Below are 25,751 nucleotides of genomic sequence, written 5' to 3'. Positions count from 1 at the left end.
CGGCCAATTTTTTTTGCCCTCGCTATTGCTTGACCGGCTTCTTGGCGAGTTTGCGCTGCAATGTGCGGCGATGCATGTTCAGGGCGCGGGCGGTGGCCGAGACATTGCCCTCGTGCTCGGCCAGGACACGCTGGATATGCTCCCACTCCAGCCGAGCCACCGACAGCGGCGACGGGCGCTCGAGGGCCGCCTCGGCACGCGCCTCGCTTGCGTCCAGGCGCAGTGACGCCAGGATCGTCTCGGCATTGGCCGGTTTGGCCAGATAATTGTCGGCGCCGTCTTTGACGGCCTGCACGGCCGTGGCGATGCTGGCGTAGCCGGTCAGCACCAAAATACTGGCCTTGGGCTGCAGCGCGCGCAACGGCGCGATCAGCGGCAGGCCGGGATCCGGCCCCAGGTGCAGGTCGACGGTGATCGCGTCGAACGCGCGCGTGCGCGCCAGCGCCAGCGCCGCGCTCGCATCGTGCGCGATCTGCACGGCAAAGCCGCGACGCGTGAGCGCGCGTGCCAGCGTGCTGGCAAATACGGGGTTGTCGTCGATCAGAAGAAAATGCTGCTCGCTCATTCGGGTAGCGTCTCGTTATCGGTGGATAGGTCCGGTGAGTCCGGGCGCGACCTGGGCGTCATCGGCAGACGCAATTCGGCGCGCGTGCCCAGCGGACGGTTCTCGTGCAGCGCCAGTGTGCCGCCCAGCCGCGCCACACTCGCAAATGCAAGGTACAGCCCCATGCCGTGGCCGCCGTGGCTGCTCACCACCGGAGCCGTGCCGAGTTGGGTGCGCAGCAGCGGATGAATGCCCGGCCCATGATCGATAACATGGAAGACCAGGCCGGAGCTGCTCAGTTCGCAGCCGAGCACGACGTGCGAGGGGCAGACCGTTGCTGCATTATCGAGCAGAATCGTCAGAATTTGTCCGACCTGCACGGTATCGTCGACCGGCGCACTCAGTGTACGCGGCAGCTTCAGCGTGAATTCCACATTGGGATGGCGCAGCCGCCATTGCTCGACGAACGCCGGCAGCCAGACCTGCACCGATTGGCGCACGGACGCCGCCGCGCGCGCCTGAACATGGCTGATCGCCCCCTTGCACAGCGCGATCTGCTGCTCCAGCGTCTCCAGGTCGGCGTCGAACGGCTTCAGTTCCGGGTTGGTGCGCATCTCGTCGCGCAACTCGCCGATCACCACCGCCATGGTCGACAATGGCGTGCCGAGTTCATGCGCGACACTGGCTGCCTGCGAGCCGAGCGCGGCCATCCGCTCGTCGCGCAGCAGGCGCTGCTCGGCGGCCGAGAGTTGGGCATCCCGGGTGCGCAGGGCGCCCGACATGCGCGAGACGAACCACGTGATCAACAGCACGCTGATGACGAAATTGACCCACAGACCGGCCAGGTGCAACGTCATCAGATCGGCCGGATAGTCCAGATTCAGGGGCACATAAGCGACGCTCAGAATCCCGTAGGCGGTCAGCGACAGCAGCGCCAGCAGCGCCGCATAGCGCCATGGCAATACCGCCGCGGCAATCGCCAGTCCGGGCAGATAGAGCGAGACGAACGGGTTGGTCGCGCCGCCCGAGAAGAACAGCAGGACCGACAGCGCGCCGATGTCCACCAGCAGATGGCCCATCAATTCCACGTCGGTATCGCGACCGAGCTTGCCGGCGGTGAATTGCATGCGCACCCATGTCAGCCCGTTGAAAGCCACCTCCAGGGCGATCACCACCAGCATTGGCGTGAGCGGGAAGTGGGCGCCCAGTCCCTCGCGGGCGACGAAGATGGCAATGAGCTGGCCGGCAATCGACAGGCAGCGCAGCCAGAACAGCTGGGCGAGGTTGGTGCGTCCGGAGGGAAACAGTTTCATGGCGGCGAGTTTACCGCGCAGGGAGCGCGACAAACTGCGACACTATGCCACATTGGCGCAGGCTGTCGCGCGCGGGCGTAGACTATGGGATGAGCATGCCCCGATGCCAGCCGATGGCTGGGACGCCTGGGGCGGCAGCGATGGTCCTGTCCGGATCGTAATCATCATGGCCAACAAAACGCTCGGTACTCGCCAGAAACTGGTATTTCGCGATGGGCAGCAAAAGCGCGTCAGCCCGCCGCGCAAGCAGGCCCCCGTGCCTGGTCCGCCTGCATCGCCGTGGCGCACGGGCGCACCGCACAATGCCGGCGCCGGCCCGCGGCAGGGCGCCAATCGGCGCCTGTGTCCGTGGCTGCCGGCCGCAAGCAAAGACGACGTGCCGCAAGATTGAGCGCCGCGCGCGGATCGGCCGTCACCGCCCGTTACGTATGGCGGCGGTGGCCTGCGCCGCGCTCAGGCACGCAGGGCACAGGCAGCGGTCATATTCGCCCAGTTGTTCGCGCGGCAGATGCGGCGCGGTATAACACCAGCATCGCGCGGCGCCCTGCGCATGCCCGCAACTCACCGGCGCGCCGCAACGGGGGCAGTCGGCCGGTGTCGCCATGCCATCGCGATTGCCTTGGGTAGCGCGCGGCACGGTCAGTCATCCTGGCCGAGTTGGCGCATGGCGCGGCGCAGCAGGCGCATCTGCCTGTTGAAGATCGTGCAGGCGTCGCAAATCACCAGGTGCGCCCGCAGCCGCACACGCTCGAAGCTACCGAGTTGGCGATCCATGCGCTCGATCACCAGACGGTGTGCTTGATGGCAAGTCAATTTGAATTTCATCGGCAACCCCCAGGCGTTAAGCGCTTTGACCCAGCCAGTTCAGATCGAGACACTCGCGCAGCCGCATGCGTGCCCGGTAGAGCATGACCCAAACATGAGTCGTACTCACGCCCAGCTCCTTACAGATTTCGTCGGTGTCGAGTTCGAGCCACTCCCGCATCATGAACACCCGCCCGGTCTTGGCGGGCAGTTTCTCGACACACAACTCCAGGATCTCGAAAAACTGCTTTTGCCGCAATACGGCGTCCGGATCGCCCCAGTCTCGCGGCTTATCGCGGAAGTGCCCGGTGGCGTCGAACAGCGCGTCGAACAGTTCGTCGTCGGTGCGCTCGTCGTCGGCCCCGGCGTGCGACAGCGAGATTTCCCGCGCGCCGGCGCGCAGTGCGTCGATGATCTTGTGCTTGAGAATGCCTGTCAGATACGTCTTGAGCGACGATTGGCCGGCAAAGCGATCGGGCCGCTCGAGCGCGGCGATCAGTGTTTCCTGCACCACGTCCTCGGCCATCGCGTCGTTGCGCAGCTGCAGCCGCGCAAACTTCAGCAGTGGCGTACGCAGTGTTTCCAGTTCGGCGGTATCGACCGTCATGCCGATGCTCTCGGGTTCATGTGTCCGGCGCCATGCCGGCTGGTTCGGGCTTGCGGCCCTAACGTTGCGCCGGACGCGGCGCAAGGCGGATTCTACCGTGCCTGGAGAGCCCGCGGAAATCGCACGAATCCGGCGCAGTCTTGTACAATGCGCCGTGTTTCCCGACCACCGAGCGAAATCTTGCTGCCATGTCCGATCTGCCCGCCCCTAATATCGATAGCATCGCACCGACTCTGAAGGCCGAAATTCTGGCCGAGGCGCTGCCATACATCCGCAAATACCACGGCAAGACCGTGGTGATCAAATACGGCGGCAACGCGATGATCGAGGAGCGACTCAAGCAAAGCTTCGCGCGCGACGTGATTCTGCTCAAGCTGGTCGGCATCAACCCGGTGGTGGTGCACGGGGGCGGCCCGCAAATCGATCAGGCGCTCAAGAAAATCGGCAAGCAGGGCACCTTCGTCCAGGGCATGCGCGTGACCGACGAAGAGACGATCGAAGTGGTCGAGTGGGTGCTGGGCGGCGAAGTCCAGCAGGACATCGTGATGCTGATCAATCAGTATGGCGGACAGGCGGTGGGCCTGACCGGCAAGGACGGCGGCCTGATCCACGCGCGCAAGATGATGTTGCCGGACCGCGACCGGGCCGGCGAATTCCTCGATATCGGCTTCGTCGGCGAAGTCGAGTCGATCAACCCGGCGGTGGTGCGCGCATTGCAGGACGACGCCTTCATTCCGGTGATTTCCCCGATCGGCCTGGGCGACGACGGCCAGTCCTACAACATCAACGCAGATCTGGTGGCCGGCAAGCTGGCCACCGTGCTGGGTGCCGAGAAGCTGGTCATGATGACCAACATCCCCGGCGTGATGGACAAACACGGCAATCTGCTCACCGACCTCTCGGCGCGGGAGATCGATGAACTGTTCGCCGACGGCACGATCTCGGGCGGCATGCTGCCGAAGATCTCATCGGCGCTCGATGCCGCCAAGAGCGGTGTCAAGTCGGTGCACATCATCGACGGCCGCATCGAGCACTCGGTGCTGCTCGAAATTCTGACCGAACAGCCGTTCGGTACCATGATTCGCTCGCATTGAGCGCGCCTGAGGCATTCTTTTCCTGGAGCGGCGGCAAGGATTCCTGCCTCGCGCTCCATCGTGCGCTGACCCAGGGCTACGCAGTGCGATACCTGCTGGCGATGCTCGACGAGAACGGCGCCAGTTCGCGCTCGCACGGTCTGCCGCCCGCGCTGCTGCAGGCGCAGGCCGATGCGTTGGGCATTGCGCTGGTGAGCGCGCGGGCCGGCTGGGAGTCCTACGAAAGCGTCTTTACCGCTCAATTGCAGCGCTTCGCGGCAGACGGCATTACCCACGGCGTGTTTGGCGATATAGACCTCCAGGCGCATCGCGACTGGGAAGAGAAAGTCTGCGCCGCGGCAGGACTGGAGGCCGTTTTGCCGTTGTGGCAACAGCCGCGATTGGCGTTGGCGCACGAATTCATCGCGCTGGGCTACCGCGCGATCCTGGTCTGCGTCGACGGTCGGCACCTGGGCCCGGAGTTCGTCGGCCGGGAATATGATCTGGCGCTGCTCGACGATCTGCCGCGCGATGTCGACGCCTGCGGCGAAAACGGCGAGTTTCACACCTTCGTCTATGCCGGCCCGCGCTTCACCCGGCCGGTGCCATGGAGGCTGGCCGGCGTCGAGACCATCACCGGCCCCGCCAGATACGGCAGTACGCCCTATCATCTGGCGCGACTGACCGGCTAGCAGGAGCGCATCGTGACCCCGTCCCGCCGCTGTTCCCGTTCTCGCCCGCAGAATCCCGCGCGAGGGTCCGCCGGCCCGGTCTGGCTGTTCGATCTGGACAACACGCTGCACCACGCTTCGCACGCGATTTTTCCGCGCATCAACGCCGGCATGACCGCCTACATCGTCGAGCGCCTGGGTATCGAGGTCGATCTCGCCAATCATCTGCGCGTCGAATATACGCGGCGCTACGGCGCCACGCTGTTGGGGCTGGTTCGCCACCACGGCGTCGACGCGCACGATTTTCTCGCGGCAGTTCACGATTTTCCCGATCTGAGCGCGCTGCTGCGTGCCGAGCGCGGGTTGGTACGCCACCTGCGTGCGCTACCCGGGCGTAAGTATGTGCTCACCAATGGTCCGCGGGACTATGCCGAAGCCATACTGCGGGAAATCGGCATCAGCCATGTGTTCGAACGCTGCATCAGCATCGAGCAGATGCGCGATCGCAGCGCCTGGCGAGCCAAGCCCGACCCGAAAATGATGCGCCGCCTGCTGGCGCGCGAACGGCTGCGCGCCGCGCATGTCTGGCTGGTCGAAGACACACGCTCCCATCTGAAGAATTACCGGGCGCAGGGCTTGCGCACGGTCTGGGTGACCGGCTACCTGCCGGAAAAGAGCGGTCTTGGTGCGACTAACCGGCGCAGTGGGCGCCCACATTATGTGGATATCAAAGTACAATCACTCAAAACATTGAAAAAATGCCCGATTCGCGTCGCCCGCTGATGTAGTGCCATCCGTCCGCCGAGGGGCGGCGCGGCATCAGGGCGGACAGCGCAGGGGCATCGACAAAAATTGTTACTTTATCCAGACCAGCCAATGCCACCGGAAGTCACGCCCACCGAAGCCGCTTCACCCTCCGTTCCCATGCCCGCCAAGGTGCCGCGCCCCAAACCGGGAGAGCGACGCGTCAAAGTATTGCAAACGCTCGCGGCCATGCTCGAGCAGCCCAAGAGCGAGAAAATCACCACGGCCGCGCTGGCGGCCCGGCTCGAGGTGTCCGAGGCCGCGCTGTATCGGCACTTCGCCAGCAAGGCGCAGATGTTCGAGGGCCTGATCGAATTCATCGAGCAGTCGATTTTCAGTCTCATCAATCAGATCTCGACGCAACGTGAGGCGGGCGCCGAGCAGGCGCACGCCATCGTGCTGATGCTGCTCGGTTTTGCCGAGAAAAATCCCGGCATGACGCGGGTGCTGACCGGCGAGGCGCTGGTCGGAGAACACGAGCGGCTGCAGGAGCGCATCAATCAATTGCTCGATCGCATCGAGACGTCGCTCAAGCAGGTGCTGCGCCTGGCAGCCGCTCAGGCGGGCACGCCCGACGACGGCGACGCGGCCTCGCGCGCCAATTTGCTGGTCAGCTACGCGCTGGGGCGCTGGCACCGCTACGCCAAGAGCGGCTTCAAGCGTGCGCCCAGCGAATCGGCCGAGGCGCAGGTCGCGATCCTGTTGCGCTGAGTGTGCGGCGCTGCAAGCGCCCCGACGACGCGTTATACTTGCCGCGGGTTATGCCGGCGTCGCGGCACGATGGTTCGACGCCTGGCCGGCATTTCACGGATTGCGCGCCGATTTGGTGACTCGCTTGCGGGCGCGCGGACTCCTGTCGCAAGACCGGATTTCATATAAATGCGGCTAAAGAGGTTGCCGGCGCTCATTCCCGATGTCGCCAGTCGATCGACCCCTTTGTGCCGCCCTTCGGACAAGCATTTATGGAATCGTCGATCGGCATCGTTACGCCGCAAAGCATGCATTTCGCCGAGCCCCTGCCGTTGCAGAACGGCAGCACGCTGGCCGGCTACGACCTTACCGTGGAAACCTACGGCGAACTCAACGCCGCGCGCAGCAATGCCGTGCTGGTATGCCATGCGCTCAATGCCTCCCATCACGTCGCCGGGCGCTATAGCGATGACCCCAAAACGGCTGGCTGGTGGGACAACATGGTCGGCCCCGGCAAGCCGCTCGACACCAATCGTTTCTTCGTCATCGGGGTCAACAACCTGGGTTCGTGCTTCGGCTCGACCGGCCCGATGAGCCTGGACCCGACGACCGGCAAGCCCTATGGCGCGAGTTTCCCGCTGGTGACCGTGGAGGACTGGGTCAACGCGCAGGCGCGCGTGGCCGACGCGTTCGGCATCGAGCGCTTTGCCGCGGTCATGGGCGGCAGCCTCGGGGGCATGCAGGCGATGGCGTGGAGCATCATGTACCCGGAGCGGGTCGGGCACTGCCTGGTGATCGCCTCGACGCCCAAACTCTCGGCGCAGAACATCGCCTTCAATGAAGTCGCGCGTTCGGCGATTCTGTCCGATCCGGACTTTCACGGCGGCGACTACTACGCCCATGGCGTGGTGCCGCGCCGCGGCCTGCGCGTGGCGCGCATGATCGGGCACATCACCTATCTGTCCGATGAAGACATGGCGGTCAAATTCGGCCGCTCGCTGCAGCGCGCCGAAGCGCTGGCCGACGGCGCCGCGGTCGAGCGCGACGGCTACAAGTTCAGTTTCGACGTCGAGTTCGAAGTGGAGTCGTACCTGCGCTACCAGGGCGACAAGTTTGCCGAGTATTTCGATGCCAACACCTATTTGCTGATCACCCGCGCGCTCGATTACTTCGATCCGGCACGCGCCTACGGCGGCGACCTGTCGCGCGCGCTGGCGCATACCACCGCCAAATATCTGGTGGTGTCGTTCGCCACCGATTGGCGTTTTGCTCCCGCGCGCTCGCGCGAGATCGTCAAGGCGCTGCTCGATCATCGGCACCAGGTGAGCTATGCCGAGATCGATGCGCCCCATGGCCACGACGCCTTCCTGCTGACCGATCCGCGCTACCACAACCTGGTGCGCGCCTATTACGACCGCATCGCCACGGAGGTCGGCGCATGAATGCAACCGCTATCCAGGCGCAGAACAATGCCCTGCAAGGGCTCGCGCCGCGTAACGACTTTCGCGTCATCGCACGCTGGATCCAGCCCGGCTCGCAAGTGCTCGACCTGGGCTGCGGCGACGGCTCGCTGCTGCGTTTTCTGACCGACGAACTCGATGTCAGCGGCTACGGCGTCGAGATCAACGATGCCGGCGTGCTGGCCAGCGCGCAAAGGGGCATCAACGTGATCCAGCAGGACATGGAAGGCGGCCTTGCTTTGTTCGAAGACCAAAGTTTCGACATGGTGATCCTGTCGCAAACGCTGCAAACCATTCACCGCACCGCCGATATCCTGCGCGAGACGGTGCGCGTCGGGCGCGAGGCGATCGTCTCGTTCCCGAACTTCGGCTACTGGCCGCATCGCCTCGCCGTGCTGCGCGGGCGCATGCCGGTATCGAAAAGCCTGCCGTTCCAGTGGCACAACACGCCCAACGTACGGGTGCTGACGATTCGCGATTTCGAGGCTCTCGCGCCCGAGGTCGGCGTTCGCATTCTCGACCGCGCGGTGCTGCATGATGGCCGGCCGGTGAATTGGGGTGCCAATTGGCGTGGTAGTCTTGCGGTCTATCGCGTCAAGCGTAACTGAGCGTGGCGCGGCCCGTCCGAGCGAGGCCGCGCACGCCTCATCCACGAGCCGTTTTCATGTCGACACCAACACCTGATTCGCTCGCGCCCAGCGGCTGGCGCGCGTATTTCAACACCCGCATGCTGATTTGCGTGGTGCTGGGATTCACCTCCGGCCTGCCGCTGTTCACCCTGATCAGCCTGGTGCAGGCGTGGCTGCGCTCCGAAGGGGTCAATCTCGAGGCGATCGGCCTGTTTGCGCTGATCCAGTTTCCCTATACGTGGAAATTCCTCTGGTCGCCGCTGATGGACCGCTTCATGCCGAATTATCTCGGCTGGCGGCCCGGCAGGCGGCGCGGCTGGATGCTGCTCACGCAATTGCTGGTGGCCGGCACGATTGCCGTCATGGGGCTGTTCTCGCCGCAGCAGAATATCTGGACGGTCGCCGCACTGGCGGCGGCACTGGCCTTTTTCAGCGCCAGCGCCGATATCTCGATCGATGCCTACCGGCGAGAGTTGCTGCCCGACCTCGAACAAGGGTTGGGCACGGCCGTGCACGTCAATGCCTACAAGGTTGCCGGGCTGATACCGGGCTCGCTCGCGCTGATTCTGTCCGACCATCTGCCATGGTCGCAGGTGTTTTTGATCACGGCACTGTTCATGGTGCCGGGCATCATCATGACGTTGCTCGTGGCCGAGCCGAAGATCCAGGGCGCGCCGCCGCGCACGCTGCGCGAGGCGGTGATTTTGCCGTTCAACGAATTCATCGGCCGCGCCGGCTGGCGGCAGGCGCTGTACATCCTGGGCTTCATCTTTCTCTACAAGCTCGGCGACAGCATGGCGACGTCGCTATCGACGTCGTTCTATCTCGACATCGGCTTCACGCGCACCGAGATCGGCGTGATTGCCAAAGCGACCGGCCTGTGGGCGAGCGTGGCCGGCGGCCTGATCGGCGGCGCCTGGCTGTTCAAGCTCGGTATCCATCGCGGCCTGTGGGTGTTCGGGGTCGCGCAAATGATTTCCACGCTGGGGTTCGCGTGGCTCGCACATACCGGTCCGGATCTGTTCGGCCTGGGCGTGGTCATCGCTCTCGAGGCCTTTTGCGCAGGGCTGGGCACCGCCGCTTTCACCGCCTACATCGCGCGCACTACCGACCCGCGCTACACGGCCACGCAGTTCGCGCTTTTCACGAGCCTGGCATCGGTGCCGCGCACGTTTGCCAACGCCGGCACCGGCTATATCGTCGATGTCACCGGCTGGACTCACTTCTTCCTGATTTGCGCCGTGCTGGCGTTGCCTGGCATGTTGCTGCTGCCCAAGATCGCGCCGTGGGGCAGGGATCCCGATATCGACGGCTAGCAGGCCATGCCGCGTTCACTGCGCGCGCAGGCGCGCTTTGAGCCAAACGGCCAGCGCCGCGATCTCCTCGGCGCATACCGCATGCGGCATCGGGTAGGTGTGCCACACCAGCGGATTGCCGCATTGGCGGGCAAATGCGGCGGCTTGCTCGCCGAGCGGCAGCGGCAATATCTCGTCCTGCGTGCCATGCGCGGCGAAAATCGGCGTGCTGCGATTGGCCTCGCTCAGCGCCTCGGTGATCAGATGCGGTGCCGGCAGGTAAGCCGACAGCGCGATGATGCCGGCCAGCGTCGCCGCATAGGTGAGTCCCGTCGTATAGGCCATCGCGCCGCCCTGCGAGAAGCCGGCCAGGAAGATCCTGTGGCTCGGGATGCCGCGCTCGTTCTCGCGCTCGATCAGGCGGCCAACGGCAGCACGCGAGGCCAGGATGCCGGCCTCGTCGACACGCCGGTTCAGGCCCTCGAACGACAGAATGTCATACCATGCGCGCATCACGTAGCCGCCATTGCCCGTAACCGGAATCTGCGGCGCATGCGGAAACACGAAGCGCACCGCCGGCGCGTCGTCCAGCGCCAGCTCCGGCACGAGCGGCACGAAGTCGTTGCCGTCGGCGCCCAGGCCATGCAGCCAGATTACCGCGAAAGCCGGGTTTGGCTCGGTTTCGATTTCGATGCAGGGCAGTAAGGTGCTCATGGTGTGGGCTCGCAGTTCTCGGGGTCAAAGGGCCGCTTTCGATCGGAGCGGCTGCCGACAAGATACCCGCTTCGTCGGGTAAAGGGCACCGCCTGTGTGGCGCAACCGGCCAGTGGCTCAGTCCGATGCGCCGTCACGGGCATCGACGTACACCCAGGCATCCTGGCCCGAGTCGAGCCTGACGCGTTCGCGCCGGTAGTCCGACACCTCGTAGGCATCGGCATGGGCCAGCTCCGCTGCGGTAATGGCGAACACCGTGCCGGGGACGCCGTCGGCCGCCAGCCCCGTGAAACTGGCGATCGGGTGGTGGGTCTTGCCGCTGGTGGCGAGCACCGCCGCGTCGCGTATTTCCAGCAGGGTCAGCCGGTAGCCGGGCAACCGATCGGCCTGGCCGGCCAGCAGCCGCCCGAAAGTGGCGAGCTGCACGGCTTCCAACTGGAGCGTGCCGTAAGAAAACAAGTATTCAGTGGCTTGCGCGGGCGAAGCGGACATGATGCGTACCTTGTGTGTGGGGAGTGCGGTGTTGCCGGACATGCGGGGTGGCCGGCGGCACGCGCATCGCCTATGGTGCCACGGGTTGGCCGGGCGTGCGTGGGGCGCTCGCGCCTGCCACCAGGCGCCGTGCCGATCTGAGGTGCGCCACGGTGGCCGCACGCGCCAGCCGCGCGTTGCCGGCCTGGCATGCGGCGAGAATTTGCGCATGCTCCAATTGAAAGGCCTGGGTCTGCGCCAGCAGCGTCTCCTGCAGACGCTCGTAACGTTCCACCTGGTTGCGCAATTCCCAGATGACCTTCAGTTGTTGGCGGTTGCCGCAAGGTGCGTACAGCAGCGCGTGGAACTCGCGATTGAGCTCGCCCTGCTTCTCGCGTGTGCCGGCCTCGCCCAGCAGCCGGTGAACCAGTTCGGCGCGGGCCAGCGTCTCGGCGCTCAGGTTGGGCACCGCGCGGTAGATTGCATCGCCTTCGAGCAGCATGCGCAACCGGTAGATTTCATCGAGGTCGGCCGCGTCGAGCGTGCGCACCACCGCGCCCCGGTTCTTGTGAATCTCCACCAGCCCCTCGAATGCGAGTTTTTGCAGCGCTTCGCGCAACGGGATACGGCTGACCGCGAAGCGGCTGGCGAGGTCGCGCTCGACCAGGCGCGTGCCGTCCGGCAAATCGCCCTCGGCAATCGCCTGGCGCAAACGCGCTGCGACGGCATCGGCGGTTGAGTCGATTGATTTTTCCATCGAATTAATCTGGCTGGGATGGCATAATGGTATACCATCCAACAGGAGTTGACCATGACAGCAGCAGCTACGCCCGCCGTCCCTTACTACGCCGTGATTTTCACCTCGATGCGCACCGAAGGCGACAACGGTTACGAAAAGATGTCGAATGCAATGGTGCAGCTGGCCTCTCAGCAGCCGGGCTTCCTCGGCGTCGAGTCCGCCCGTGACGGCCTGGGCATTACGGTGTCCTACTGGGACAGCCTGGAGGCGATCGCCGCATGGAAGCAAAATACCGCGCATCTGGTAGCTCAGCAGCGCGGCCGGGACACCTGGTACGAGACATTCAAGGTGCGGATCTGCCGGGTCGAGCGCGACTACGCTTTCGCCAGGACCGAGCGCTAGTCCCGGCGGCGCGGACGGCACGCGCGGCGCTCAGGTTCGGTCGGCCGCGCGAATCATTTCGATGAGCTGCCGCAGCCCGGGCAGTGTCTGCCGGCGGCTCGGGTAGTACATCACCATCGGCGGGCCGGCGACGGCCCAATCGGGCAGCACGATCTCCAGCCGCCCGGCCTGCAGATCGGGTGCAACGCGCCTCTCCAGGCAGTAGGCGAGCGCCAAACCGCCGAGCGCCGCATCGACTGCCACATCGGTTTCGTTGGCGCTGATCGCACCCGGCACATCCAGCGCCAGCGCCTGTTGACCATTGCTCAGCTCCCATTTGTACAGTGAATTGTCGCCGATGCGCATGCGCACACACGCGTGATGCATCAGATCTTCCGGCCTGGCTGGCCGCCCGTGCCGCGCCACATACGCCGGCGAGCCCACCACGACCCAGCGCAGCGGCCCGCTCAGCGGAGTAGCGATCATGTCGCGCGGCACGGTGTCTCCATAGCGAATGCCGGCGTCATATCCCTCGGCAATGATGTCGACCAGGTGATCGTCCACGGTGATATCGAGTTGGATGTCCGGGTAGGCGCTGAAGAAGGCCGGCAGCACCGGGCTGAGCAGCAGGCGCGACGCATCGCGCGGCACATTCAGGCGCAAGCGCCCGGCGGGCGAGCCGCGATAGCGCTCGAGTTGATCGAGCGCCTCGCCGATCGTGTGAAAACCGCGTTCAAGTTGTTCCGCGAGTGCCATGCCCGCGGCCGTCGGCACCACCGAGCGGCTGGTGCGGTTCAGCAGCTTGACGCCCAGGCGCGTCTCCAGGTTGCGCATCGCGTGGCTGAGCGCCGATGTCGAGACACCGAGTTCGGCGGCAGACAGTCGAAAGCTGCGGCGACGGCAAATGGTGACGAAGACGTTGAGATCCGCCAGATCGGAGCGATTGAAAACGGGCATGTGAGGGAGTCGGAGTGTGCCAACGGGTGGCAACGAACGGGTTGCTGCAATGCGCGTTCAACGCGGCATTGAATTTATTTCAATTTTACATGAGTTAAATTAAATGCCGTTGGCGCCTCGAAGCATGTCCGGTGGCTATTGGCCGGCAAGCGCAAGCGCCGTTTCAGCATGGGAGTCAATCAGCATGACAGTGGAAACCACGCGCATCGACGGCATCGCCACGCCGGTCTCGCGCATCGGCCTGGGTACCTGGGCCATCGGCGGCTGGATGTGGGGCGGCGCCGACGATACCGCATCGATCGCGACGATCCGCAACGCGATCGATCAAGGCATCAATCTGATCGATACCGCTCCGGTATATGGCTTCGGCCATGCCGAGGAGGTGGTCGGCAAGGCGCTGGAGGGCCGGCGCGAGCAGGCGGTGATTGCCACCAAGGTGGCGCTCGAGTGGGGCGACGACGGCATCAAGCGCAATTCGACGCCGGCGCGCATTCGCACCGAAATCGAAGACTCGCTGCGCCGCTTGCGCACCGACCGTATCGATCTATATCAAGTTCACTGGCCCGACCCCCGCGTGCCGTTCGAGGAAACCGCGGCCGAGTTGGAGAAGCTGCGCCAGGAGGGGAAAATTCTCGCCATCGGCGTGAGCAATTTTTCGCCCGAGCAAATGGACGTGTTCGGCCGCGCGGCCAGGCTGGCCGCCGTGCAGCCGCCGTACAATCTGTTCGAACGGGCGATCGAGGCGGATGTGCTGCCCTATGCCAAATCGCATGGCTTGACCGTGCTTGCCTACGGCGCGCTGTGCCGTGGGCTGCTCTCGGGCCGCATGAGCGCTTCGACCCGATTCGACGGCGACGACCTGCGCAACCATGACCCGAAATTCCAGCCGCCGCGCTTCGCTCAATACCTGGCCGCGGTCGGCGCGCTCGCGCAACTGTCGCATGATCGGCACGGCAAGTCGGTGCTGGCGCTGGCGATTCGGTGGATTCTCGATCAGGGCCCGACCATCGCGCTGTGGGGCGCGCGCCGACCCGACCAGTTGCGCGGCATCGACGACGCCTTTGGCTGGCGTCTGAGCCCCGGGGATCTGGCCGATATCGATGCGTTGCTGGCCAGGCACATTACCAGCCCGGTCGGGCCGGAATTCATGGCGCCGCCGCTGCGCTAGCCTTGCCCGTATCGGCACGACGCGGACTTGGCCGAATGCGCGCGCCCACTCGGTGCGCGCTCCCTTTTTGATTGATGCGATGTCAACAGGAGATGTGCAAATGATGAATCGAGACAACCCGGTGTGGCTGATCACCGGCTGCTCCACCGGCTTCGGCCGCGAACTGGCCAAACTGGTGCTCGCGCGCGGCTGGCGCGCGGTCGTGAGCGCACGCGATCCGGCCAAGGTGGCCGACATCGTCGCCGGGCATGAAGACCGTGCGCTGGCGCTGGCGCTGGACGTGACCCGGCACGATCAGATCGAGTCGGCAGTGGCGCAGGCCAAGGCGAAATTCGGCCGCATCGACGTGCTCGTCAACAACGCCGGGTATGGCTATCTGGCGGCGATCGAGGAGGGCGAGGATGGCGCGGTGCGCGCGATGTTCGAAACCAACGTATTCGGGCTGGTCGACCTGACCAAGGCGGTGCTGCCAACCCTGCGCGCGCAGCGCAGCGGCCTGATCGTCAACGTCTCGTCGATCGGCGGCCTGACCAGCTTTGCCGCGACCGGCTATTACCATGGCACCAAGTACGCGGTCGAGGGCATTTCCGAGTCGCTCGCGATCGAACTCAAGCCGCTGGGCATCGGCGTGCTGATCGTCGAGCCGGGGCCATTCCGCACCAACTGGGCAGGCCCCTCGATCCAGCAATCGGCGGTGCGCATCGACGACTATGCGGAAACGGCTGGCGAGCGCCGCAAGCAGACCGAAGCGCGCAGCGGCAAGCAGGTGGGCGACCCGGTGCGCGCCGCGCAAGCCATCATCGACGCGGCGCTGTCGGACACGCCGCCGCTGCGACTGCTGCTGGGCAAGGCCGCCCTGGGACTGGCGCGCGAGAAGCTCGACAAGCTGCGCGGCGACTTCGATGCGTGGGAGGCGACCACCATCGGCGCCGATTATCCGGAAGGCACGCACTAAGGCGCCGGCAAATGCGGCGGGCATGGCGCGTGCGGTGCCCGCCGCCTACAGCTCCCAGCGATAGTCCATCGTCAGGGGAGCGTGATCGCTGAACTTCTGATCCTTGTAGATCGCGGTGGCGTGGGCCGTCTGCGCAATGCCGGGAGTGGCGATCTGATAGTCGATGCGCCACCCGACGTTCTTCGCATAGGCCTGGCCGCGATTGCTCCACCAAGTGTACTGCTCGGCGCGCGTGTCGAGCGTGCGGAATACATCGACGTAGCCGGCCTCGTCGAACAGATGCGTGAGCCAGGCGCGTTCCTCCGGCAGGAAGCCGGAGTTCTTCAGATTGCCCTTCCAGTTCTTGATATCGATTTCGTGGTGGGCGATGTTGACGTCGCCGCACAGCACCACTTCGCGCCCGGCGGCTTTGAGCGCCTTCAGGTGCGGCATGAACACTTCCATAAAGCGATACTTTGCCTGCTGCCGGTCTTCCGAGCTGGAGCCGGACGGCACGTAGACCGAAATCACCGACAGGTCGCCAAAACGCGCTTCGACGTAACGCCCCTCGTTGTCGAATTCCTCGTTGCCGAAACCGATCAGCACATCGTCGGGCGCGTGCCGGGTGTAGAGGCCGGCGCCGCTGTAGCCCTTTTTCTGCGCGTAATGGAAAAAGCCCTGAAAGCCGTGTGGCGCGAGGAACTCCGATGTCATGTCGGGAGCTTGCGCCTTGAGTTCCTGCACACAGACCAGGTCGGCATCCTGTTTGCCGAACCAGTCGAAGAAGCCTTTTTTGGCGGCGGAGCGCACGCCGTTCAGATTTGCGGTGACGATACGTAGCATGGCGGTGGGCGAAATGGAGGCATGAACCGCGCCAAGGATACCGCAAGACAATGGCTGCGGCACGGCGGCCCGGCCGATTCGCCGCCGGATAACCGATTCATTTTATCCCTGCTACAATACCGCGATTCGCCGCTCGTTCGGCGAATCTCTGTCTTGAGGAGCGTTGCAACGGCCCCCGCGCCGCCAGGCTCAAGGCAGTGTTCCCGTCGGCCGCCTGCGCGGCCGTACACCGCAACGGCGCTCACGTCTTTAATTTCTAGACTTCATAGAAAGGAGGCGTGATGAACGCCGTAGTCGATAGCAAATCGCAAGCCAATTACATCGTCGCCGATCTCAAGCTGGCCGATTGGGGCCGCAAGGAAATCGCCATTGCCGAGACCGAAATGCCCGGCCTGATGGCGCTGCGCGACGAATACAGGAGCACCCTGCCGCTCAAGGGCGCGCGTGTGGCCGGATCGCTGCACATGACGATCCAGACCGCCGTGCTGATCGAGACGCTCACCGCCCTGGGCGCCGAAGTGCGCTGGGCCTCGTGCAACATCTTCTCGACGCAGGACCACGCCGCCGCCGCGATCGCCGCGTCCGGCACGCCGGTGTTCGCCTACAAGGGCGAGACGCTTGACGAATACTGGGAATTCACCCACCGCATTTTCGAATGGCCGGGCGAGCAGCATGCCAACATGATTCTCGACGACGGCGGCGACGCCACGCTGCTGCTGATCCTGGGCAGCAAGGCCGAGCAGGACCGCAGCGCCATCGCCAAGCCGACCAACGAAGAAGAACAGGCACTGTATGCGGCCATCGCGCGTCACCTGGCCATCGACCCGCACTGGTACAGCAAGCGGCTTGCCCAGATCAAGGGCGTGACCGAGGAAACCACGACCGGCGTGCATCGCCTGTATCAAATGGAAAAGGACGGCCGCCTGCCGTTTCCCGCCATCAACGTCAATGATTCGGTCACCAAATCGAAGTTCGATAACCTGTATGGTTGCCGCGAATCGCTGGTCGACGGCATCAAGCGCGCGACCGATGTGATGATCGCCGGCAAGGTCGCCGTGGTGGCCGGCTATGGCGACGTCGGCAAGGGCTGCGCGCAGAGCCTGCGCGGCCTGGGCGCGACGGTGTGGGTCACCGAAGTCGATCCGATCTGCGCACTGCAGGCGGCCATGGAAGGCTACCGCGTGGTGACCATGGAATACGCCGCCGACAAGGCCGACATTTTCGTCACGGCCACCGGCAACTACCACGTGATCGGCCACGATCATATGAAAGCGATGCGCCACCAGGCCATCGTCTGCAACATCGGCCACTTCGATTCGGAAATCGACGTCGCGTCGCTGCGCCAGTACCGGTGGGAAAACATCAAGCCGCAAGTCGATCACATCGAGTTTCCCGACGGCAAGCGTATCATCCTGCTGGCCGAGGGGCGCCTGGTCAATCTGGGCTGCGGCACCGGCCACCCGTCGTTCGTGATGAGCAACTCGTTTACCAACCAGACCCTGGCGCAGATCGAATTGTTCAAGCACGGCAGCCAATACCAGAACAAGGTGTACGTGCTGCCCAAGCATCTCGACGAAAAGGTCGCACGCCTGCACCTGGAGCGCATCGGCGCGCAGCTCACCACCCTGAGCGACGCGCAGGCAAGCTACATCGGCGTGGACAAGGCGGGGCCCTACAAACCGGCGCACTATCGCTATTGATCGCACCGCTCGCCGCGATTGCCGCTGACCTTCCAAGGAGAATTCTATGCGCTTGCTGCTGATCTGGCTGATCAACGCACTGGCTTTGTTTCTGCTGCCCTACATCATTCCATCGATCCAGCTGCGCAGTTTCGGCACGGCGTTGATGGTCGCGGTGATACTGGGACTGATCAACGCGGTGCTGCGTCCGATCCTGGTCATCCTCACCCTGCCGGTGACGGTGCTCACGCTGGGCCTGTTCATTCTGGTCATCAACGCGCTGTTGTTCCAGTTGGCGGGCCATATCCTGAAGGGTTTCGAGGTGGGCGGCTTCTGGCCGGCCTTCTTCGGCTCCATTCTGTATAGCGTGATCTCCTGGATCCTGTCGGCGCTCGTGTTCGGCGGCGATCGCCTGCGTTAAACCCGGGCCGCCCCGGCGCGGCCCGCTCGCCCTGCCGCCGCCTGGCGGCGGGGTGCTTATCGATTATTCACATCATGACGCAGCGCTCTTTCAGTTTTGAATTTTTCCCCCCCAAGACGGCCGAGGGAAGCGACAAGCTGCGCGCTACCCGCATGCAGCTGGCACCGCTCAAGCCGCGCTTCGTCTCAGTGACTTTCGGCGCCGGCGGCTCGACCCAGCAGGGCACGCTCGACACCGTGGTCGAGATCCAGCGTGAGGGCACCGAGGCCGCGCCGCATCTGTCGTGCGTGGGATCCTCACGCGAGGGCATTCGCGCCATTCTCGACACTTACCGCAATCATGGCATCCGCCATATTGTCGCGCTGCGTGGCGACATGCCGTCCGGCATGGGCGAGATCGGCGAATTCCGCTTCGCCTCCGAGCTGGTGGAATTCATTCGTGCCGAGACTGGCGACTGGTTCCATATCGAAGTCGCCGGCTATCCCGAGTATCACCCGCAGGCCAGGTCGCCGCGCCACGATCTGGAGAATTTCGCCCGCAAGGTCAAGGCTGGCGCCAATTCGGCGATTACCCAGTATTTCTTCAATGCCGACGCCTATTTCCGCTTCGTCGACGATACCCGCAAGCTGGGTGTCGAGGTGCCGATCGTGCCCGGCATCATGCCGATCACCAATTACTCGCAGTTGATGCGTTTTTCCGAGATGTGCGGCGCCGAAGTGCCGCGCTGGATCGCCAAGCGGCTCGAAAGCTTCGGCGACGACCGCGATGCGATCCGCGCCTTTGGCCTGGACGTGGTGACCGCCCTGTGCGAGCGTCTGCTCGCGGCCGATGCGCCGGGCCTGCACTTCTATACGCTCAACGGTGCCGCTGCGACCAAGGCGATCTGGCAGCGGCTGGGCTTGTCCTGAAGCCGGGCCCCGTCGCCACGCAGCCGGAGAAAATGCCGTCCGGCCGGGATATTTTCACCGCCCGGACGGTCTACATGCCCATACCTGCTTTGTGACACCCGTGAGTCGGCTGGCCCGCCTGGTGCGCCAAAGCAACACCCCATGCATGTGTTGAGTACAACATATCGCCCAAAGGCGGTGGAACTGCGTACACTTGGAAGCGGCCGCGGGCCGCCATCGCCGGGTGGGCGGCACTGGTAGGGATTTCGACGTACGGAGGCACGTTTGAGGGTAGGGCAACGCTGTGTCGGCGGGTGGCTGCTGTGCTGCTTGCTGGTACTGTGCAGCGCGCAGGCAGTGGCCAATCAAGGGTGGCCTCGCCCCGTTTCGACTGCCCCGCAGGCGGCGCCTCCCGGTGCCAATCTGCCGTTCTACGAGGCCCGCAAGGGAGCCTTGACGATTTTCCTGCTCGGCACGCTGCATGTGGGCAAACCCACCGATTACCCGTTTCGCCCGGTCGTGCTCGACGCCTTGCGCGGTGCCAGCAAGGTGGCGTTCGAGCTGTCTCCCGACGATGTCGTGATGTCGCAGGACGCCGTGCAACGCTATGGCATGTGCTCGCATGCCTGCCTGCCCCGGCTGCTGCCCCGACCTCTGTGGCACAAGATCGCGCGGCGCCTGCATGGCAATCCGGCCATGCTGCGTGAGATCCAGCATATGCGCCCCTGGTTGGCGGCGCTGCTGCTCGACACCCTCAATTCGATGTCCGCCGACCTGCAGACCGAGTACGGCACCGAGAATCAGCTGGAAAATCTCTACCCGGGCCGCATTCTCGGTCTCGAGACGATCGACGAGCAAATGTCGGCATTTACCGGGTTGAGCCGTGCCGAGCAGGACGAGATGGTCGCCGAGGAGCTTGCGCTGCCGCCGTCGGCCGGTATCGAGCAGCTCCACGAGCTGCACCGCCTGTGGCGCGCGGGCGACGCTGAGATGATCTACGATTGGTCGCAAAGCGAGGCCCGTCAGGTGCGGCAATCGCCGCGTCTGGCTCGGGAGATCGACGAGCGCATTCTTTTCGCGCGCAATCGCCGGTTCGTCACCCGCATGCTGTTCATCGCCGACCCCAACAAACCTGTGTTCGTCGCCATCGGCGCGCTGCATCTGGGGGGGCCGCGCGGTGTGCTCAGCCTGCTGCGCGAGCAAGGCTTCATCGTCAGCCAGCGTTGAGGCCCGCCACGAGCCCGGCCACCGGGCTCAGGCGAGCATGCCGCGCTGCTCGATGAAGGCGATGATCTGGTCGAGACCGCTGCCTTTTTTTAGATCGCACATCACGAACGGCCGCGCGCCCCGCATTTTCTCGGCGTCGCTGCGCATGATCTCGAGCGATGCGCCGACATAGGGCGCCAGGTCGATCTTGTTGATGATCAGCAGATCCGATTTGGTGATGCCCGGCCCGCCCTTGCGCGGAATCTTCTCGCCGCCGGCCACGTCGATCACGTAAATCGTCAGATCCGACAGTTCCGGACTGAAGGTGGCCGCCAGGTTATCTCCGCCGGACTCGATGAAAACCACGTCGGCTTCGGGAAAGCGCTCCAGCATGCGGTCGACCGCCTCCAGATTGATCGATGCGTCTTCCCGGATCGCCGTGTGCGGGCAGCCTCCGGTCTCGACCCCCAGGATGCGCTCGGCCGGCAGCGCGCCGGCAACGGTCAGCAGCCGCTGGTCCTCCTTGGTGTAGATGTCGTTGGTGATCACCACCAGGTCATAGCGCTCGCGCATTGCCTTGCACAGCATTTCCACCAGGGTGGTCTTGCCCGAACCGACCGGGCCGCCGATGCCGACGCGTAATGGGGGATTGGGCTTGCCGCGGCTTGTGGGAGATTGGCTCATGGTCGCTTGTTTTACGAACGAAATAAACGGGAATACTGGTTCTCGTGCCGCGCCGACAGAATCGCCAGATGCGGCGCGAAGGTCGACACGGCCTCGGGCGGCGTGTCGATCGCGCGCGCTACGACCGCAGGCAGCTCGGCCCGCAGCGCGACGATCAGTTTTTGCGCGGCCAACTGTCCGAGCGGCACCGCCTTGAGCGCGGCGGCCACCTGGTTTTCCAGCCAGCTGAACGCATATGCGTTCAGGCACGCCGGGAGGCCGATGTCATGCGCGATTGCCGCGTAGGCGAACACGGTCGGCAGCGCGACCGGCTTGAGCGCGGCCAGCACCGCCTGCTGCGCGGCGCCGCCCCAGCCAAGGGCCAAAGCCAGTTGCGCAAGCGACCAGCCCATCTGCTCGGTTTCGGCGCGCAATTCGGCGCTTTCGCGGCTGGCGAGCAGCCACGCGTTACCTTGCGCGACGGCGGCGAAATCGTCGCCGCGCCAGCGGCGCCACTGCAGCGCCAGCAACGGCGCCTCGCAGCGCGCGAAAACGCACTGCAACTGACTGCCGATCCATCGGCCGGCGGTGGCCGCGTCGGTAATCAGGCCGCTCTCGACGGCCGCCTCCAGTCCCTGCGAATAACTGAATGCGCCGATCGGCAGCGCCGGCGAGGCCAGGTGCAGCAGCGCGCTGAGCTCGTGCAGGTCAATGTCCGTGGCGGTGGTCGTGTCCATGGGTGTGATCGTGCGGATGGGTATGGCCGTGCCCATGGCCGGCGGCACCATGGTCATGCTCGCGGAACACCTGCTGGGCCAGCGCATAGTCCTCCTCGAAGGAGGCGTCGTGACCATGCCGGTGACCGCCGCCATAAGCGCCGGCCTCCGGGTCGAACGGCAGGCTGGCGGCTTCGACCTGCATGCCCAGGCGCTCGAGCATGTCGCGCAACACCGGGTCGGCCTCGAGCTTCAGGAAGCCGTCGCCGACTTCGACCGGGGTGTGCCGGTTGCCCAGATGGTAGGCCGCGCGCGCCAGCGCCTGCGCATTGGGCGCGGTAACGCGCAGCACGTCCTGCGGCGCGGCCTCGACGCGCACCAGCCCGCCGTCATCGGCCACCAACAGGTCGCCGTGGCGCAGCACCGTGCCGCGCGGCAGGAACAGCGCGACCTCCTCGCCGCCGACGAGCGCCGCGCGCAGCCGGCTCCTGCAGCGCGCCTCGAACGGCAACACCAGCACCGCGGCGCGCGCGACCAGCGGCGCGGCCAGACGGGTGGCGGGATCCAGCCGTTTTTCGATGCGTCGCAGCGCCGGCATCGCAGGTGAATCGAGAGCGCTCATAAGGCAATTCGCATTTTTAGAAGAGAAAGTAGCGCTGCGCCATCGGCAATACCTTGGCCGGCTCGCACGTCAGCAACTCGCCATCGGCGATCACCTGGTAGGTTTCAGGGTCGACGCTGATGGCGGGCAGCCAGTCGTTGTGGATCATGTGCGTCTTGCGCACGCCGCGGATGCCATGCACCGGAACGATTTGCTTGCTCAGGCCATAGCGGCCGGCGACGCCGGCATCGAACGCGGCCTGCGAGACGAAGGTCAGCGACGTGCGGGCCAGCGCGCCCGCGCGGCTGCCGAACATCTCGCGGTAGTGCACCGGTTGCGGCGTCGGGATCGACGCGTTCGGATCGCCCATGAGGGCCATCGAGATCATGCCGCCCTTGAGCACCAGGCTCGGCTTGACGCCGAAGAAGGCCGGCTCCCACAGCACCAGATCGGCCCATTTGCCGACTTCGATCGACCCGATTTCATGCGCCATGCCATGCGTGATGGCCGGGTTGATCGTGTACTTGGCGATGTAGCGCTTGACGCGGAAGTTGTCCGCGGGCGAGGCCTGCGGGCCGCCGAGCACGCCGCGCTGCACCTTCATCTTGTGCGCGGTCTGCCAGGTGCGCATTACCACTTCGCCGACCCGGCCCATGGCCTGCGAGTCGGACGAGATCATCGACAGCGCTCCCAGGTCGTGCAGGATGTCTTCGGCGGCGATGGTTTCGCGCCGAATGCGCGATTCCGCGAACGCAATATCCTCGGCGATCGACGGATCGAGGTGGTGGCACACCATCAGCATGTCGAGGTGCTCGTCGAGCGTATTCACCGTATAGGGCCGCGTCGGATTGGTCGACGACGGCAGCACGTTCGGTTCGCCGCACACCTTCAGGATGTCGGGTGCGTGACCGCCGCCGGCCCCTTCGGTATGGTAGGTGTGTATGGTGCGCCCTTTGATGGCCGCCACGGTGGCTTCCACGAAGCCGCCCTCGTTGAGCGTATCGGTATGAATGGCGACCTGCGTATCGGTGGCCTCGGCCACCGTCAGGCAGGTGTCGATCGCCGCCGGCGTGGAGCCCCAGTCTTCATGCAGCTTCAGGCCGATCGCACCGGCCTCGATCTGCTCGAGCAACGGCGCGCTCTGGCTGGTGTTGCCCTTGCCGAGAAACCCGAGATTGATCGGCCAGCCGTCCGCAGCCTGCAACATGCGTTCCATATGCCACGGCCCGGGCGTGCAGGTGGTCGCGTTGGTGCCGGTCGCCGGGCCGGTGCCGCCGCCGAGCATGGTGGTCACTCCCGAGGCCAGGGCCTCCTCGATTTGCTGCGGGCAAATGAAATGGATGTGCGAATCGATGCCGCCGGCCGTCACGATCATGCCTTCTCCGGCAATCACTTCGGTGGCCGCGCCCAGCGGGATCGTCACGCCGGGCTGAATGTCCGGATTGCCGGCCTTGCCGATCGCCCAGATACGGCCCGCCTTCAGGCCGATGTCGGCCTTGACGATACCCCAATGGTCGACGATCACCGCGTTGGTGATTACCGTGTCTGCCACCTCCGCGTGGGTGCGTTGCGATTGGCCCATGCCGTCGCGAATTACCTTGCCGCCGCCAAACTTCACTTCCTCGCCGTAAATCGTGTGATCGCGCTCGATTTCGATGAACAGTTCGGTGTCGGCCAGGCGCAGCCGGTCGCCTGTGGTCGGGCCGAACATCTCCGCGTAGGCGCGGCGCGTCATGCGCACAGTCATCTCAGAGTCTCCCCATCACTTGAGCGTTGAAGCCGAAGACGGCGCGCTCGCCCGCGAGCTCGACCAACTCCACGGTGCGTTCCTGACCCGGCTCGAAGCGCACGGCGGTGCCCGCGGCGATATTGAGGCGAAAGCCGCGGGCGGCCGCGCGGTCGAAGCGCAGTGCATCGTTGACTTCGGCAAAATGAAAATGCGAACCGACCTGCACCGGCCGGTCGCCGCTGTTGGCGACCGTCACGACGATCGTCGCGCGGCCGACGTTCAGTTCGAGCTCGCCGTCGGCGGCGATGAGTTCTCCCGGGATCATTTATCTTCCTTTTTGTGGATGCCTTTGCAGGGACGCCGCCTAGGGGATCGGGTGGTGCACGGTGACCAGCTTCGTGCCGTCGGGGAACGTCGCTTCGACCTGAATATCCGGGATCATCTCCGGCACGCCGTCCATCACATCGTCGCGGCCGAGCAGGGTGGTGCCGTAATGCATCAGGTCGGCCACCGTCCGCCCGTCACGGGCGGCCTCCATCAGCGCGGCGGTGATAAAAGCGACTGCTTCCGGGTAATTGAGCTTGAGGCCGCGCGCGCGGCGTCGTTCGGCCAGCAGGGCGGCGGTAAAGATCAGCAGCTTGTCTTTTTCGCGGGGGGTCAGTTTCATCGGTTCGTCGTGTTATCGAGGATTGCGCCAGGCGCGCGCCCGGTCTTGACTCATGCACGAAGCGTACCAGCCAGGCTGCGCCGTCGGCCGGCTCGTTAGCGTGTCGCGCCATGCACCGCAACGAGGCATGCACCGATTCCGGGCAAAACGATCCATCATGGTGCTAGGTCGCCCATAGCCGCAGCGGCACACCCGGCGTGCCATGCACCAGCGGCCGCAAGCGCAGCCATTGCTCGATCAGCAATTGCCGCACGGCCTCCATGCGCTGGCCGAGCACGCGCAGCAGCAACAGGTTGCCCGGCAGGCAGGTCACGCCTGCGCGCAGATCGGGGCCATACGGCAAGGCCGGCGCCATGGTCTCGGCAAGCTCGGCGGTACAGGCAGGTCCCACGGCCCACAGGGTGGCGAACACGGCAAACCCGTCGAGCGCGGCCGGCGACGTGCGCAGCGCGTCGGCCGCGTCCAGCACGGTCTGTTCGACCCACAGCAGCTCGCCTCGCGCGTCGTGCAGGCGCATCAGCGAGCGCCACTGCCCCGATGTCCAGCGCTCGCCCGAGGCCTGGCGGCCCAGCAGTACCGCGTCCCAGCCGATCGCGGTGGCGCCGGCGCCCAGCGTGACCTCGATGCGCTGCTCGGCGCGGGCCGCCTCGAACACGATATTCTCCAGCGGCAGCCAGTCGAGCCGGGCCTGCGCCCCCAGCGTCAATTGAATCGTCTGACACGCGCCGGCGTGCGGGGTCTTGTACCACTTGGTCGCGCCCGGCGTGGCGAACACCGCGTGGGTGCCGGCGCCGAGCCCGATGTCCAGCCGCAGGTCGTCGCCGCCGGCAATTCCCCCCGGCGGGTGCACGATCACGGTGTGGCATATGCCGGGGCCTTCCGGATACAGCGCCTTTTGCACCACCAGCGGCCCGCTGTGATGTCGCCGCGCCAACACCGTGCCGGCGTCGCGGCGCTCGTAGTCGAGCTGGAGATGGGCGCACCAGCCTGGGCCGGCAAATGGCTCGGCGGCGCTCGGGCCGGCCGGCGATTCAGGAAGATCGTTGTGCATCGAGGAAATAGTTGCGCGCGCGATGCGCCGAATG

General features: G+C 65.1%; 32 protein-coding genes and 1 riboswitch. Of the genes, 15 read left to right on the top strand and 17 right to left on the bottom strand.

The genetic code is table 11. The features are described 5' to 3' along the window. Positions 1-22 precede the first annotated feature (22 nt). Positions 23-565, bottom strand: coding sequence for a response regulator transcription factor (locus tag PATSB16_RS18165; RefSeq protein WP_047215443.1), 543 nt, complete (start codon positions 563-565; stop codon positions 23-25). Further along, positions 562-1,857, bottom strand: a complete 1,296-nt coding sequence (locus PATSB16_RS18160) for an ATP-binding protein (RefSeq protein ID WP_047215442.1) — start codon at positions 1,855-1,857, stop codon at positions 562-564. The genes PATSB16_RS18165 and PATSB16_RS18160 overlap by 4 nt, the downstream gene beginning before the upstream one ends. A gap of 103 nt (positions 1,858-1,960) precedes the next feature. Here PATSB16_RS18160 and PATSB16_RS18155 point away from each other — a divergent pair, with 103 nt between their 5' ends. After that, the gene (locus PATSB16_RS18155; protein WP_047215441.1) at positions 1,961-2,248 is read left to right on the top strand and encodes a hypothetical protein; all 288 of its coding nucleotides are present in this window, start codon (positions 1,961-1,963) and stop codon (positions 2,246-2,248) included. Between the two features lie 21 nt (positions 2,249-2,269). Here PATSB16_RS18155 and PATSB16_RS18150 read toward each other — a convergent pair whose 3' ends face one another. The 3 genes from PATSB16_RS18150 to PATSB16_RS18140 are packed head-to-tail and all read right to left on the bottom strand — an operon-like array spanning position 2,270 to position 3,268. Next, on the bottom strand, positions 2,270-2,494 hold the full coding sequence (locus tag PATSB16_RS18150) for a cysteine-rich CWC family protein (RefSeq protein ID WP_062551243.1): 225 nt from the start codon (positions 2,492-2,494) through the stop codon (positions 2,270-2,272). Between the two features lie 2 nt (positions 2,495-2,496). Further along, positions 2,497-2,682, bottom strand: a complete 186-nt coding sequence (locus tag PATSB16_RS18145; RefSeq protein ID WP_047216731.1) for a zf-HC2 domain-containing protein — start codon at positions 2,680-2,682, stop codon at positions 2,497-2,499. Between the two features lie 16 nt (positions 2,683-2,698). Beyond that, positions 2,699-3,268 carry a sigma-70 family RNA polymerase sigma factor gene (locus tag PATSB16_RS18140; protein WP_047215439.1) on the bottom strand — a complete coding sequence of 190 codons (570 nt, stop codon included), beginning with the start codon at positions 3,266-3,268 and terminating at the stop codon, positions 2,699-2,701. 188 nt (positions 3,269-3,456) lie between these two features. Between PATSB16_RS18140 and argB the strand changes: the two genes are divergently transcribed. The 7 genes from argB to PATSB16_RS18105 all read left to right on the top strand — a co-directional run bounded on the left by argB (position 3,457) and on the right by PATSB16_RS18105 (position 9,911). Beyond that, positions 3,457-4,362 carry an acetylglutamate kinase gene (argB, locus tag PATSB16_RS18135; RefSeq protein WP_047216730.1) on the top strand — a complete coding sequence of 302 codons (906 nt, stop codon included), beginning with the start codon at positions 3,457-3,459 and terminating at the stop codon, positions 4,360-4,362. Next, positions 4,359-5,033: a Dph6-related ATP pyrophosphatase gene (locus tag PATSB16_RS18130; RefSeq protein WP_047215438.1), complete on the top strand. Its 675-nt coding sequence runs from the start codon at positions 4,359-4,361 to the stop codon at positions 5,031-5,033. The genes argB and PATSB16_RS18130 overlap by 4 nt, the downstream gene beginning before the upstream one ends. Before the next feature lie 12 nt (positions 5,034-5,045). Next, positions 5,046-5,795 carry a pyrimidine 5'-nucleotidase gene (locus tag PATSB16_RS18125; protein WP_062551242.1) on the top strand — a complete coding sequence of 250 codons (750 nt, stop codon included), beginning with the start codon at positions 5,046-5,048 and terminating at the stop codon, positions 5,793-5,795. 93 nt (positions 5,796-5,888) lie between these two features. After that, on the top strand, positions 5,889-6,527 hold the full coding sequence (gene slmA / locus PATSB16_RS18120; protein ID WP_047215437.1) for a nucleoid occlusion factor SlmA: 639 nt from the start codon (positions 5,889-5,891) through the stop codon (positions 6,525-6,527). Between the two features lie 251 nt (positions 6,528-6,778). After that, entirely contained in the window at positions 6,779-7,948 is a 1,170-nt protein-coding gene (gene metX, locus PATSB16_RS18115; protein WP_047215436.1) for a homoserine O-succinyltransferase MetX, read from the top strand. Beyond that, positions 7,945-8,574 carry a methionine biosynthesis protein MetW gene (metW, locus tag PATSB16_RS18110; RefSeq protein ID WP_047215435.1) on the top strand — a complete coding sequence of 210 codons (630 nt, stop codon included), beginning with the start codon at positions 7,945-7,947 and terminating at the stop codon, positions 8,572-8,574. Before metX ends, metW begins: the two co-directional genes overlap by 4 nt. 56 nt (positions 8,575-8,630) lie before the next feature. After that, positions 8,631-9,911 (top strand): AmpG family muropeptide MFS transporter, encoded by a 1,281-nt coding sequence (locus PATSB16_RS18105; protein ID WP_047215434.1) that lies wholly within the window; start codon positions 8,631-8,633, stop codon positions 9,909-9,911. A 15-nt stretch (positions 9,912-9,926) separates the two neighbouring features. On the opposite strand, the gene PATSB16_RS18100 is transcribed toward PATSB16_RS18105, so the two are convergent. The 3 genes from PATSB16_RS18100 to PATSB16_RS18090 all read right to left on the bottom strand — a co-directional run bounded on the left by PATSB16_RS18100 (position 9,927) and on the right by PATSB16_RS18090 (position 11,832). Beyond that, positions 9,927-10,604, bottom strand: a complete 678-nt coding sequence (locus tag PATSB16_RS18100) for an alpha/beta hydrolase (protein ID WP_047215433.1) — start codon at positions 10,602-10,604, stop codon at positions 9,927-9,929. Between the two features lie 117 nt (positions 10,605-10,721). Next, a complete protein-coding gene (locus PATSB16_RS18095; protein ID WP_047216728.1) occupies positions 10,722-11,096 on the bottom strand; it encodes a gamma-glutamylcyclotransferase family protein in 375 nt (124 codons plus the stop codon). A 70-nt stretch (positions 11,097-11,166) separates the two neighbouring features. Then, positions 11,167-11,832 (bottom strand): GntR family transcriptional regulator, encoded by a 666-nt coding sequence (locus tag PATSB16_RS18090; RefSeq protein ID WP_047215432.1) that lies wholly within the window; start codon positions 11,830-11,832, stop codon positions 11,167-11,169. 54 nt (positions 11,833-11,886) lie between these two features. On the opposite strand from PATSB16_RS18090, the gene PATSB16_RS18085 reads away from it, so the two are divergent. Next, a complete protein-coding gene (locus PATSB16_RS18085; RefSeq protein WP_047215431.1) occupies positions 11,887-12,216 on the top strand; it encodes an antibiotic biosynthesis monooxygenase family protein in 330 nt (109 codons plus the stop codon). Positions 12,217-12,246: 30 nt separating this feature from the next. Here PATSB16_RS18085 and PATSB16_RS18080 read toward each other — a convergent pair whose 3' ends face one another. Further along, a complete protein-coding gene (locus PATSB16_RS18080; RefSeq protein WP_047215430.1) occupies positions 12,247-13,152 on the bottom strand; it encodes a LysR family transcriptional regulator in 906 nt (301 codons plus the stop codon). Positions 13,153-13,336: 184 nt separating this feature from the next. On the opposite strand from PATSB16_RS18080, the gene PATSB16_RS18075 reads away from it, so the two are divergent. Together PATSB16_RS18075 and PATSB16_RS18070 are read left to right on the top strand one after the other, a co-directional pair. Further along, the gene (locus PATSB16_RS18075) at positions 13,337-14,320 is read left to right on the top strand and encodes an aldo/keto reductase (RefSeq protein WP_047215429.1); all 984 of its coding nucleotides are present in this window, start codon (positions 13,337-13,339) and stop codon (positions 14,318-14,320) included. 100 nt (positions 14,321-14,420) lie between these two features. Next, positions 14,421-15,275 (top strand): oxidoreductase, encoded by an 855-nt coding sequence (locus PATSB16_RS18070; protein WP_047215428.1) that lies wholly within the window; start codon positions 14,421-14,423, stop codon positions 15,273-15,275. Between the two features lie 45 nt (positions 15,276-15,320). Here the strand turns inward: PATSB16_RS18070 and PATSB16_RS18065 are convergent, their stop codons facing one another. Then, positions 15,321-16,097, bottom strand: a complete 777-nt coding sequence (locus tag PATSB16_RS18065; RefSeq protein ID WP_047215427.1) for an exodeoxyribonuclease III — start codon at positions 16,095-16,097, stop codon at positions 15,321-15,323. A 149-nt stretch (positions 16,098-16,246) separates the two neighbouring features. Then, positions 16,247-16,347: riboswitch (S-adenosyl-L-homocysteine riboswitch) on the top strand. A gap of 31 nt (positions 16,348-16,378) precedes the next feature. Between PATSB16_RS18065 and ahcY the strand changes: the two genes are divergently transcribed. The 4 genes from ahcY to PATSB16_RS18045 all read left to right on the top strand — a co-directional run bounded on the left by ahcY (position 16,379) and on the right by PATSB16_RS18045 (position 20,311). Further along, positions 16,379-17,797: an adenosylhomocysteinase gene (gene ahcY / locus PATSB16_RS18060; RefSeq protein ID WP_047215426.1), complete on the top strand. Its 1,419-nt coding sequence runs from the start codon at positions 16,379-16,381 to the stop codon at positions 17,795-17,797. Between the two features lie 46 nt (positions 17,798-17,843). Then, positions 17,844-18,197, top strand: coding sequence for a phage holin family protein (locus tag PATSB16_RS18055; RefSeq protein ID WP_047215425.1), 354 nt, complete (start codon positions 17,844-17,846; stop codon positions 18,195-18,197). Between the two features lie 74 nt (positions 18,198-18,271). Continuing rightward, positions 18,272-19,105, top strand: coding sequence for a methylenetetrahydrofolate reductase [NAD(P)H] (gene metF, locus PATSB16_RS18050; RefSeq protein ID WP_047215424.1), 834 nt, complete (start codon positions 18,272-18,274; stop codon positions 19,103-19,105). A 264-nt stretch (positions 19,106-19,369) separates the two neighbouring features. Next, positions 19,370-20,311, top strand: coding sequence for a TraB/GumN family protein (locus PATSB16_RS18045; RefSeq protein ID WP_047215423.1), 942 nt, complete (start codon positions 19,370-19,372; stop codon positions 20,309-20,311). Between the two features lie 27 nt (positions 20,312-20,338). Here the strand turns inward: PATSB16_RS18045 and ureG are convergent, their stop codons facing one another. The 7 genes from ureG to PATSB16_RS18010 form a co-directional block, all read right to left on the bottom strand. Then, positions 20,339-20,974: an urease accessory protein UreG gene (gene ureG / locus PATSB16_RS18040; RefSeq protein WP_047215422.1), complete on the bottom strand. Its 636-nt coding sequence runs from the start codon at positions 20,972-20,974 to the stop codon at positions 20,339-20,341. An 11-nt stretch (positions 20,975-20,985) separates the two neighbouring features. Further along, entirely contained in the window at positions 20,986-21,666 is a 681-nt protein-coding gene (locus tag PATSB16_RS18035; RefSeq protein WP_047216727.1) for an urease accessory protein UreF, read from the bottom strand. After that, positions 21,662-22,258: an urease accessory protein UreE gene (gene ureE, locus PATSB16_RS18030; RefSeq protein ID WP_047216726.1), complete on the bottom strand. Its 597-nt coding sequence runs from the start codon at positions 22,256-22,258 to the stop codon at positions 21,662-21,664. Before ureE ends, PATSB16_RS18035 begins: the two co-directional genes overlap by 5 nt. 49 nt (positions 22,259-22,307) lie before the next feature. After that, positions 22,308-24,017, bottom strand: coding sequence for an urease subunit alpha (gene ureC / locus PATSB16_RS18025; RefSeq protein WP_047215421.1), 1,710 nt, complete (start codon positions 24,015-24,017; stop codon positions 22,308-22,310). A 1-nt stretch (position 24,018) separates the two neighbouring features. Continuing rightward, positions 24,019-24,324 (bottom strand): urease subunit beta, encoded by a 306-nt coding sequence (locus PATSB16_RS18020; protein ID WP_047215420.1) that lies wholly within the window; start codon positions 24,322-24,324, stop codon positions 24,019-24,021. 39 nt (positions 24,325-24,363) lie between these two features. After that, a complete protein-coding gene (locus tag PATSB16_RS18015) occupies positions 24,364-24,666 on the bottom strand; it encodes an urease subunit gamma (protein WP_047215419.1) in 303 nt (100 codons plus the stop codon). A 163-nt stretch (positions 24,667-24,829) separates the two neighbouring features. After that, positions 24,830-25,717: an urease accessory protein UreD gene (locus PATSB16_RS18010; RefSeq protein WP_047215418.1), complete on the bottom strand. Its 888-nt coding sequence runs from the start codon at positions 25,715-25,717 to the stop codon at positions 24,830-24,832. Positions 25,718-25,751 lie beyond the last annotated feature (34 nt).

Origin of the sequence: Pandoraea thiooxydans (assembly GCF_001931675.1) — a bacterium.
Classification (GTDB): domain Bacteria; phylum Pseudomonadota; class Gammaproteobacteria; order Burkholderiales; family Burkholderiaceae; genus Pandoraea; species Pandoraea thiooxydans.
Note: the sequence above shows the minus strand (reverse complement) of the source record. Positions and strands in the feature narration are given on the sequence as shown.

Bases quoted from the DNA above. Each gene is read 5' to 3' on its own strand.
- PATSB16_RS18165 (WP_047215443.1), bottom strand. From the start codon at position 565: ATGAGCGAGCAGCATTTTCTTCTGATCGACGACAACCCCGTATTTGCC.
- ahcY (WP_047215426.1), top strand. From the start codon at position 16,379: ATGAACGCCGTAGTCGATAGCAAATCGCAAGCCAATTACATCGTCGCC.
- PATSB16_RS18070 (WP_047215428.1), top strand. From the start codon at position 14,421: ATGATGAATCGAGACAACCCGGTGTGGCTGATCACCGGCTGCTCCACC.
- PATSB16_RS18105 (WP_047215434.1), top strand. From the start codon at position 8,631: ATGTCGACACCAACACCTGATTCGCTCGCGCCCAGCGGCTGGCGCGCG.
- metX (WP_047215436.1), top strand. From the start codon at position 6,779: ATGGAATCGTCGATCGGCATCGTTACGCCGCAAAGCATGCATTTCGCC.
- metF (WP_047215424.1), top strand. From the start codon at position 18,272: ATGACGCAGCGCTCTTTCAGTTTTGAATTTTTCCCCCCCAAGACGGCC.
- ureG (WP_047215422.1), bottom strand. From the start codon at position 20,974: ATGAGCCAATCTCCCACAAGCCGCGGCAAGCCCAATCCCCCATTACGC.
- PATSB16_RS18095 (WP_047216728.1), bottom strand. From the start codon at position 11,096: ATGTCCGCTTCGCCCGCGCAAGCCACTGAATACTTGTTTTCTTACGGC.
- PATSB16_RS18075 (WP_047215429.1), top strand. From the start codon at position 13,337: ATGACAGTGGAAACCACGCGCATCGACGGCATCGCCACGCCGGTCTCG.
- PATSB16_RS18085 (WP_047215431.1), top strand. From the start codon at position 11,887: ATGACAGCAGCAGCTACGCCCGCCGTCCCTTACTACGCCGTGATTTTC.
- ureC (WP_047215421.1), bottom strand. From the start codon at position 24,017: ATGACTGTGCGCATGACGCGCCGCGCCTACGCGGAGATGTTCGGCCCG.
- PATSB16_RS18020 (WP_047215420.1), bottom strand. From the start codon at position 24,324: ATGATCCCGGGAGAACTCATCGCCGCCGACGGCGAGCTCGAACTGAAC.
- PATSB16_RS18140 (WP_047215439.1), bottom strand. From the start codon at position 3,268: ATGACGGTCGATACCGCCGAACTGGAAACACTGCGTACGCCACTGCTG.
- PATSB16_RS18160 (WP_047215442.1), bottom strand. From the start codon at position 1,857: ATGAAACTGTTTCCCTCCGGACGCACCAACCTCGCCCAGCTGTTCTGG.
- slmA (WP_047215437.1), top strand. From the start codon at position 5,889: ATGCCACCGGAAGTCACGCCCACCGAAGCCGCTTCACCCTCCGTTCCC.
- metW (WP_047215435.1), top strand. From the start codon at position 7,945: ATGAATGCAACCGCTATCCAGGCGCAGAACAATGCCCTGCAAGGGCTC.
- argB (WP_047216730.1), top strand. From the start codon at position 3,457: ATGTCCGATCTGCCCGCCCCTAATATCGATAGCATCGCACCGACTCTG.
- PATSB16_RS18090 (WP_047215432.1), bottom strand. From the start codon at position 11,832: ATGGAAAAATCAATCGACTCAACCGCCGATGCCGTCGCAGCGCGTTTG.
- PATSB16_RS18145 (WP_047216731.1), bottom strand. From the start codon at position 2,682: ATGAAATTCAAATTGACTTGCCATCAAGCACACCGTCTGGTGATCGAG.
- PATSB16_RS18065 (WP_047215427.1), bottom strand. From the start codon at position 16,097: ATGCTACGTATCGTCACCGCAAATCTGAACGGCGTGCGCTCCGCCGCC.
- PATSB16_RS18015 (WP_047215419.1), bottom strand. From the start codon at position 24,666: ATGAAACTGACCCCCCGCGAAAAAGACAAGCTGCTGATCTTTACCGCC.
- PATSB16_RS18080 (WP_047215430.1), bottom strand. From the start codon at position 13,152: ATGCCCGTTTTCAATCGCTCCGATCTGGCGGATCTCAACGTCTTCGTC.
- PATSB16_RS18155 (WP_047215441.1), top strand. From the start codon at position 1,961: ATGCCAGCCGATGGCTGGGACGCCTGGGGCGGCAGCGATGGTCCTGTC.
- PATSB16_RS18100 (WP_047215433.1), bottom strand. From the start codon at position 10,604: ATGAGCACCTTACTGCCCTGCATCGAAATCGAAACCGAGCCAAACCCG.
- PATSB16_RS18010 (WP_047215418.1), bottom strand. From the start codon at position 25,717: ATGCACAACGATCTTCCTGAATCGCCGGCCGGCCCGAGCGCCGCCGAG.
- PATSB16_RS18055 (WP_047215425.1), top strand. From the start codon at position 17,844: ATGCGCTTGCTGCTGATCTGGCTGATCAACGCACTGGCTTTGTTTCTG.